Raw genomic sequence first — 6,726 nt, forward strand, 5'->3', positions numbered from 1 at the left:
CCGGGGCTGAGACACCCGTTGCGGCCACGGTCGCATAACGGCGCAAGCAGCGGTGCGTCCGCGCGCGCCCACGATGGAGAGACACATGAGACCGATCATCCTTGCCGGAGCGTTCGCAACGCTTGCCGGCTCCGCACTGGCCCATGCCACGCTTGAACAGAAAGATGCCGCAGCCGGCACGACCACCAAGATCACCCTGCGTGTGCCGCACGGCTGCGCCGGAGAGGCCACGCATACCGTCCGCCTGACCCTGCCGGACGGGTTCTACGCGGCCAAGCCGATGCCCAAGCCGGGCTGGACGCTGAGCACCGCGAAGGGGGACTATGCGGTGCCCTACGACAATCACGGGACCGAGATGCGCGAAGGTCTGCGCGAAGTCGTCTGGTCCGGCGGGCACCTGGAAGACGGCTGGTACGACGAATTCACCGTGCGTGGCACCTTCGGCGCGGCTATCGAACCGGGCACCGTCCTGTACTTCCCGGCGCTGCAGGAATGCGCGGGCGGCACGGCGGACTGGACCGACACGACCGGGTCCCACGACGTGCCGAACCCTGCGCCCAGCATCACGATCAGCGCGGCGGCGGGCGAACACGGTCACGGACACGGGCATGGCGCAGCTTCCATGGATGAAACCGTCCGGGCCGGAGCGCTGGAAATCTCCGGCGCCTTCACCCGCGCCACCCTGCCGAACGCGCCGGTCGCGGGCGGGTTCATGACCATCGCGAACACGGGCCAGAACGAGGATCGTCTGCTCTCCGCCACCTCACCAATCGCGGGCCGGGTCGAGATCCACGAAATGGCGATGGAGGGCGACGTGATGCGGATGCGTGCCCTGCCGGACGGACTGGCGCTGCCCGCCGGAGACACGGTCACGCTTGCCCCCGGCGGCTATCACCTCATGTTCATGGAGCTGAAGCAGGCGCTGCCCGAAGGTGACAGCGTGCCGGTGACGCTCCGGTTCCGGGATGCCGGCGAGGTGGACGTGACCCTGACGGTCGGGCCGACGGATGCGGGCGCTCATGCCGGCATGAAGCATTAGGGGCGGCGAAATGACGATGCATCGCCGACAGGTCCTGACGATTGCTCTCTGGACCCTTGCGCTGGCGGCCCTTGCCGCCGTCGCCTGGCTGCGCCTCATCGCTCCTCTTATGGAACGCGGCATGGCCGAAACGATCGGGCCGGGCGACTATCGCCTGGCCACCACCAGCGGGGAGGCCTTTACCGCGGAGACCCTCAAGGGGTCTCCGAGTGCGGTCTTCTTCGGCTTCACCCACTGTCCAGAAGTCTGTCCCACCACCCTGGGCGATATCGCGGCCTTTCAGGAAGCCCTGGGGGAGGACGACCGGCTCCGCGTCTACTTCGTCACCGTCGATCCGAAACGCGACAGCGTGGAACAGTTGCGCGACTATGTCTCATGGGCGCCCGGCGTCGCCGGCGTCTCCGGCCCGCGGGAGGAGATCGACAAGGCCATCCAGGCCTTCCGCATCTACGCGCGCCGCGTGCCCCTGGACGAGGGCGGCTACACGATGGACCATTCCGCCAACATCCTACTGTTCGACCGACGCGGGCGGTTCTTCGAACCGATCGGGTATCAGGAGCCGTTGGAGCGTGCGGTCGCGAAGATACGGCGCCTGAACGCGATCTGAGGCGTAACTGCTGGAAACGAAAAAGCCGCGTCCCCATGGGGCGCGGCCTTTTCGGTGTATTTGGTTGCGGGAGTAGGATTTGAACCTACGACCTTCAGGTTATGAGCCTGACGAGCTACCGGGCTGCTCCATCCCGCGCCAAGTCCGGGTGGAATATTCGGATCGGGCGCGGACCGCAAGGGATTCGCGCCGGTTTTTGTAACATTTTTTTGGTCACTGTTTCGTGCGCCGGTGACCGCCGGCGCGGGTCAGAATTCGACCTCGAGTTCGACCACCTCGTCCGGCTCCTCCTTCGCCGCTGCAACCCATTCCGCCATGGGTTCCCAGGCGTAGATCGTGTCGCAATAGGCGGCGTGGTCCGGGTCCAGTTCGACGGCGTATGTGCGGAACCGCGTGCAGACGGGGGCGTACATGGCATCGGCGACGGTCGGTTCTCCGAAAAGGAAAGGGCCGCCGTAGGTGGTCAGGCAATCACTCCAGATCTCTTTCACGCGCTGCACGTCCGGGCGGGCGCCGGAGAAGATCTTGAAGGCCGCGTGCTGCGCCTTGATGTTCATCGGCAGGGCGGAGCGAAGGTTGTAGAAGCCTGAATGGATTTCTCCGGACACCGCGCGGCAATGGGCGCGGGCCTTCACGTCCTTGGGCAGAAGTTGCGCCTTGGGTTTGGTTTCGTTGAGATATTCGGCGATGGCGAGCGTGTCCCAGACCTCGACCCCATTGTGCGACAGACGCGGCACGCGGACCGAGGGGGACAGCAGCAGAAGCTCCTGCCGCGTGTCGGGATCGTCGACATCGACCGGCTTTTCGGTGAACTCCAGCCCCGCCATGCGGCAGAGCAGCCAGCCCCGCAGGGACCAGGAAGAGTAGTTCTTGGATGTGATCGTGAGTGTTGTTTGTGCCATCGCGCCCTCTGTCGCCGCGCTTCGTGCTGCGATGCAGATAATTCTGTCGCACCGCGGAATGAGTTGCACTAGCGTTTTCTCATCCCGAGGCCGGAAACCCGGTCCGGCGCACAACAAAGGACCAGATCTTGCTCTATCAACTGTATCAGATGCAGGACGACATGTGGGCTCCGATCCGGAGCGTGGCCTCGCGGGCACGGCTTGGCCTGCTGACCGGCGCGGGGATGTTCAACGGGACCGGGCAGAAACTGGATGCGATGTTCGAAATGATCTCGCGCTTTCAGCTGACTCACGTCAGCCCCGGGTTCAAGATCGACAGCGTCGTCAGCGGCGGGCGGAACTGCGCCGTCACGGAGGAGGTGGCGATGGAGCTGCCTTTCGGCCAGCTGCGCCACTTCGTCAAGGACACCGACGCGGTCCAGCCCAAGGTGCTGGTGGTCGCCCCGCTCTCGGGACATTTCGCGACGCTTCTGCGCAACACCGTGGAAGTGCTGCTGCGCGACCATGACGTCTATATCACCGACTGGATCAACGCGCGGGACGTGCCGCTGTCGGACGGGCCCTTCGGTGTCGAGGACTATGTCGAATATCTAATCCGGTTCATGGAGCACCTCGGTCCGGGCTGCAACGTGCTGGCCGTCTGCCAGCCCTGCGTGCAGACGCTGATCGCCGTGTCGGTGATGTCGGAGGAGAACAACCCCGCCACCCCGCGCACCATGACGCTGATGGCCGGCCCGATCGACGTGCGCGAAAGCCCGACGGAGGTGAACGCGCTGGCCAACGACAATCCGCTGAGCTGGTTCGAGAAGAACGTCATGGCGACGGTGCCGGCGCGGTATCCGGGCGCGGGTCGGAAGGTCTACCCCGGATTCGTGCAGCTGTTCGCCTTTCTGTCGATGAATATGGACCGGCACCGCAAACAGCATCAGCGTCTTTACGATCTGCTGGCGGCCGGCGAGGTCGAGGAAGCCGCGAAGATCAAGGATTTCTACGACGAGTATTTCGCCGTTCTGGATCTGGCCGGGGAGTTTTACCTGGAAACCATCGACCGGATTTTCCAGCGGGCGGAACTCGCGAAGGGAGAATTCATGTATCGCGGCAAGCTGGTCGATCCCGGCGCGATCCGGAAGACCGCCCTGCTGACGGTCGAGGGCGGGCGGGACGATATCTGCGCACTTGGCCAGACGACGGCGGCGCATGATCTGTGCCGGTCCTTGCGGCCGCATCTCAAGCGGCACCACCTGCAGGCTAATGTGGGGCACTACGGCGTATTCAGCGGGCGGAGATGGGAGAAGGAGATCTATCCGGTCGTGCGCAACATGATCCTGGCTATGGAGTAGCTTCGGATCGACTGGTCCCGAAAACGCCAAAAGCCGGTCCCTTGCGGGTCCGGCTTTTGTGTATCTGATCATCGTACGAGAGAAATCTGCAGGAACCTTGCTAGGTCTGGCGATGACCTACTCTCCCACGTCTTGAGACGCAGTACCATTGGCGCGACAGCGCTTAACGGCCGAGTTCGGGATGGGATCGGGTGTTTCGCTTGTGCTATTATCACCAGACCAAGAAAAGTTCCTGCTGTCCAAGTCAGTACACGTTCGGTGTGTATGCTTCTGATTGTCCGTAGCTTCCTGACGCGTCTGCGTCTGGCTTCTACTGGATCAAATCAAGCCTATCGGGCAATTAGTACTGGTCAACTGAACGCGTTGCCGCGCTTACATCTCCAGCCTATCGACGTGGTGGTCTACCACGGCCCTCAGGGATACCTTGTTTTGAAGGGGGCTTCCCGCTTAGATGCCTTCAGCGGTTATCCTGTCCGATCATAGCTACCCAGCACTGCCGTTGGCACGACAACTGGTCCACCAGTGGATCGTTCACCCCGGTCCTCTCGTACTAGGGGCAACTCTTCTCAAGTATCCTACACCCACGGCAGATAGGGACCGAACTGTCTCACGACGTTCTAAACCCAGCTCACGTACCTCTTTAAACGGCGAACAGCCGTACCCTTGGGACCTGCTCCAGCCCCAGGATGAGATGAGCCGACATCGAGGTGCCAAACACTGCCGTCGATATGGACTCTTGGGCAGTATCAGCCTGTTATCCCCAGCGTACCTTTTATCCGTTGAGCGATGGCCCTCCCACTTGGGACCACCGGATCACTATGGCCGTCTTTCGACTCTGCTCGACTTGTCAGTCTCGCAGTCAGGCTGGCTTATGCCATTGCACTCAACGAGCGATTTCCGACCGCTCTGAGCCAACCTTCGCGCGCCTCCGTTACGCTTTAGGAGGCGACCGCCCCAGTCAAACTACCCGCCACACAGGGTCCCGGATCCCGATAAGGGACCGCGGTTAGACATCAAGCGAAGCAAGGGTGGTATCTCAAGGAAGGCTCCACCGAAACTGGCGTTCCGGTTTCAAAGCCTACCACCTATCCTGCACATGCTTGGCCTGATGCCAGTGTGAAGCTGTAGTAAAGGTGCATGGGGTCTTTCCGTCTAACCGCGGGAAGCCTGCATCTTGACAGGCAATTCAATTTCGCTGAGTCGATGTTGGAGACAGCGGGGAAGTCGTTACGCCATTCGTGCAGGTCGGAACTTACCCGACAAGGAATTTCGCTACCTTAGGACCGTTATAGTTACGGCCGCCGTTTACTGGGGCTTCAATTCAAAGCTTGCACCTCTCCTTTTAACCTTCCAGCACCGGGCAGGCGTCAGACCCTATACGTCGTCTTGCGACTTCGCAGAGCCCTGTGTTTTTAGTAAACAGTCGCCACCCCCTGGTTTGTGCCCCCGGGCATCACTTGCGTGAAACCCGGGCCTCCTTCTCGCGAACTTACGGAGGTATTTTGCCGAGTTCCTTCAACATCGTTCTCTCAAGCGCCTTGGTATTCTCTACCAGTCCACCTGTGTCGGTTTAGGGTACGGTCCTATGGAGGGCTATTTCCAGGGACTGCTGAACGGCCCGACCAATCCGATAAGGTCGAACAATCTTCGCAATCCGTCACCATCTCCTGGCCCAGGAATATTAACCTGGTTCCCATCGACTACGCCTTTCGGCCTCGCCTTAGGGGCCGGCTTACCCTGCTCAGATTAGCTTTAAGCAGGAACCCTTGGACTTTCGGCGACAGGGTCTCTCACCCTGTTTGTCGCTACTCATGTCATCATTCTCGCTAGTGATCTCTCCACCGGATCGCTCACGCGCCGGCTTCATCGAAAGCCTCTCTCCTCCAATGTACCCGAAGGTACTAAGGAGGAATGAGACTATGTCACACTACGCTCTGCTACCATGCACTACGTGCATCCTCGGCTTCGGCTCATGGCTTGAGCCCCGTTACATCTTCGCCGCAAGACATCTTGATTAGACCAGTGAGCTGTTACGCTATCTTTAAAGGATGGCTGCTTCTAAGCCAACCTCCTGGTTGTTTTGGACGTCTCACCTGCTTTCCCACTTAGCCATGAATTGGGGGCCTTAGCCGGAGGTCAGGGTTGTTTCCCTCTTCACGACGGACGTTAGCATCCGCCGTGTGTCTGCCATCTAGTACTCCCGGGTATTCGGAGTTTGGTTAGGATCAGTAAGCCTGTGGGGCCCCATTACCCATCCAGTGCTCTACCCCCCGGGGTATTCGGATGACGCTCTACCTAAATAGATTTCGCAGAGAACCAGCTATCTCCGAGTTTGATTGGCCTTTCACCCCTAGGCACAACTCATCCCGACCTTTTTCAACAGGTGTGGGTTCGGACCTCCAGTAAGTGTTACCTTACCTTCATCCTGGTCATGCCTAGATCACTCGGTTTCGGGTCTGATCCATCTAACTCGACGCCCTATTAAGACTCGCTTTCGCTGCGCCTACACCTAACGGCTTAAGCTTGCTAGATAGACCAAGTCGATGACCCATTATACAAAAGGTACGCCGTCACAAGACTGGACACTAATGACAACCTTGAAGGTTGATCCGCTACTTGAGCGGTATGCTGACACGGAACTGCACCGTTTCGATGCCCGGGTTCTGGTTGTAGATACCGGCGTTGGACCGGTGATCGTAGGCCAGACCAAAGCGCCACCCGGCGCGGTTCTCAAATCCGACCTCGATACCCGATCTGAATTCGATCGGGCCGCCCAGGTCGAACCCGCCATTGTCGAAGTATATCCCCGGCATGGCGTGCAGCTGTACGAAAGCCGGT

General features: G+C 60.4%; 4 protein-coding genes, 1 tRNA gene and 2 rRNA genes (1 of these 7 running past the window's edge). 3 read left to right on the forward strand and 4 right to left on the reverse strand.

Annotation, left to right across the window (positions count from 1 at the left end; translation table 11 throughout):
- Positions 1-85 precede the first annotated feature (85 nt).
- Positions 86-1,039 (forward strand): copper chaperone PCu(A)C, encoded by a 954-nt coding sequence (locus tag IEV87_RS13630; RefSeq protein WP_229737572.1) that lies wholly within the window; start codon positions 86-88, stop codon positions 1,037-1,039.
- Between the two features lie 10 nt (positions 1,040-1,049).
- Complete coding sequence (locus IEV87_RS13635; RefSeq protein ID WP_188478202.1) at positions 1,050-1,646, forward strand: SCO family protein; 597 nt, start codon at positions 1,050-1,052, stop codon at positions 1,644-1,646.
- A 61-nt stretch (positions 1,647-1,707) separates the two neighbouring features.
- Here the strand turns inward: IEV87_RS13635 and IEV87_RS13640 are convergent.
- Together IEV87_RS13640 and IEV87_RS13645 are read right to left on the reverse strand one after the other, a co-directional pair.
- Positions 1,708-1,784, reverse strand: a tRNA-Met gene (locus IEV87_RS13640).
- 110 nt (positions 1,785-1,894) lie between these two features.
- Positions 1,895-2,548, reverse strand: a complete 654-nt coding sequence (locus tag IEV87_RS13645; RefSeq protein WP_188478203.1) for a glutathione S-transferase family protein — start codon at positions 2,546-2,548, stop codon at positions 1,895-1,897.
- A gap of 128 nt (positions 2,549-2,676) precedes the next feature.
- Here IEV87_RS13645 and IEV87_RS13650 point away from each other — a divergent pair, with 128 nt between their 5' ends.
- The gene (locus IEV87_RS13650) at positions 2,677-3,888 is read left to right on the forward strand and encodes a polyhydroxyalkanoate depolymerase (protein WP_188478204.1); all 1,212 of its coding nucleotides are present in this window, start codon (positions 2,677-2,679) and stop codon (positions 3,886-3,888) included.
- 104 nt (positions 3,889-3,992) lie between these two features.
- On the opposite strand, the gene rrf is transcribed toward IEV87_RS13650, so the two are convergent.
- Positions 3,993-4,107, reverse strand: a 5S ribosomal RNA gene (rrf, locus tag IEV87_RS13655).
- A 100-nt stretch (positions 4,108-4,207) separates the two neighbouring features.
- A 23S ribosomal RNA gene (locus IEV87_RS13660) occupies positions 4,208-6,726 on the reverse strand (it continues 927 nt past the right edge of the window).

Source organism: Primorskyibacter flagellatus, from assembly GCF_014638275.1.
Lineage (GTDB): Bacteria > Pseudomonadota > Alphaproteobacteria > Rhodobacterales > Rhodobacteraceae > Pseudooceanicola > Pseudooceanicola flagellatus_A.

What these genes read in the sequence shown, in the direction of transcription:
- IEV87_RS13630 (WP_229737572.1), top strand. Translation starts at nt 86, where the DNA reads ATGAGACCGATCATCCTTGCCGGAGCGTTCGCAACGCTTGCCGGCTCC.
- IEV87_RS13635 (WP_188478202.1), top strand. Translation starts at nt 1,050, where the DNA reads ATGACGATGCATCGCCGACAGGTCCTGACGATTGCTCTCTGGACCCTT.
- IEV87_RS13645 (WP_188478203.1), bottom strand. Translation starts at nt 2,548, where the DNA reads ATGGCACAAACAACACTCACGATCACATCCAAGAACTACTCTTCCTGG.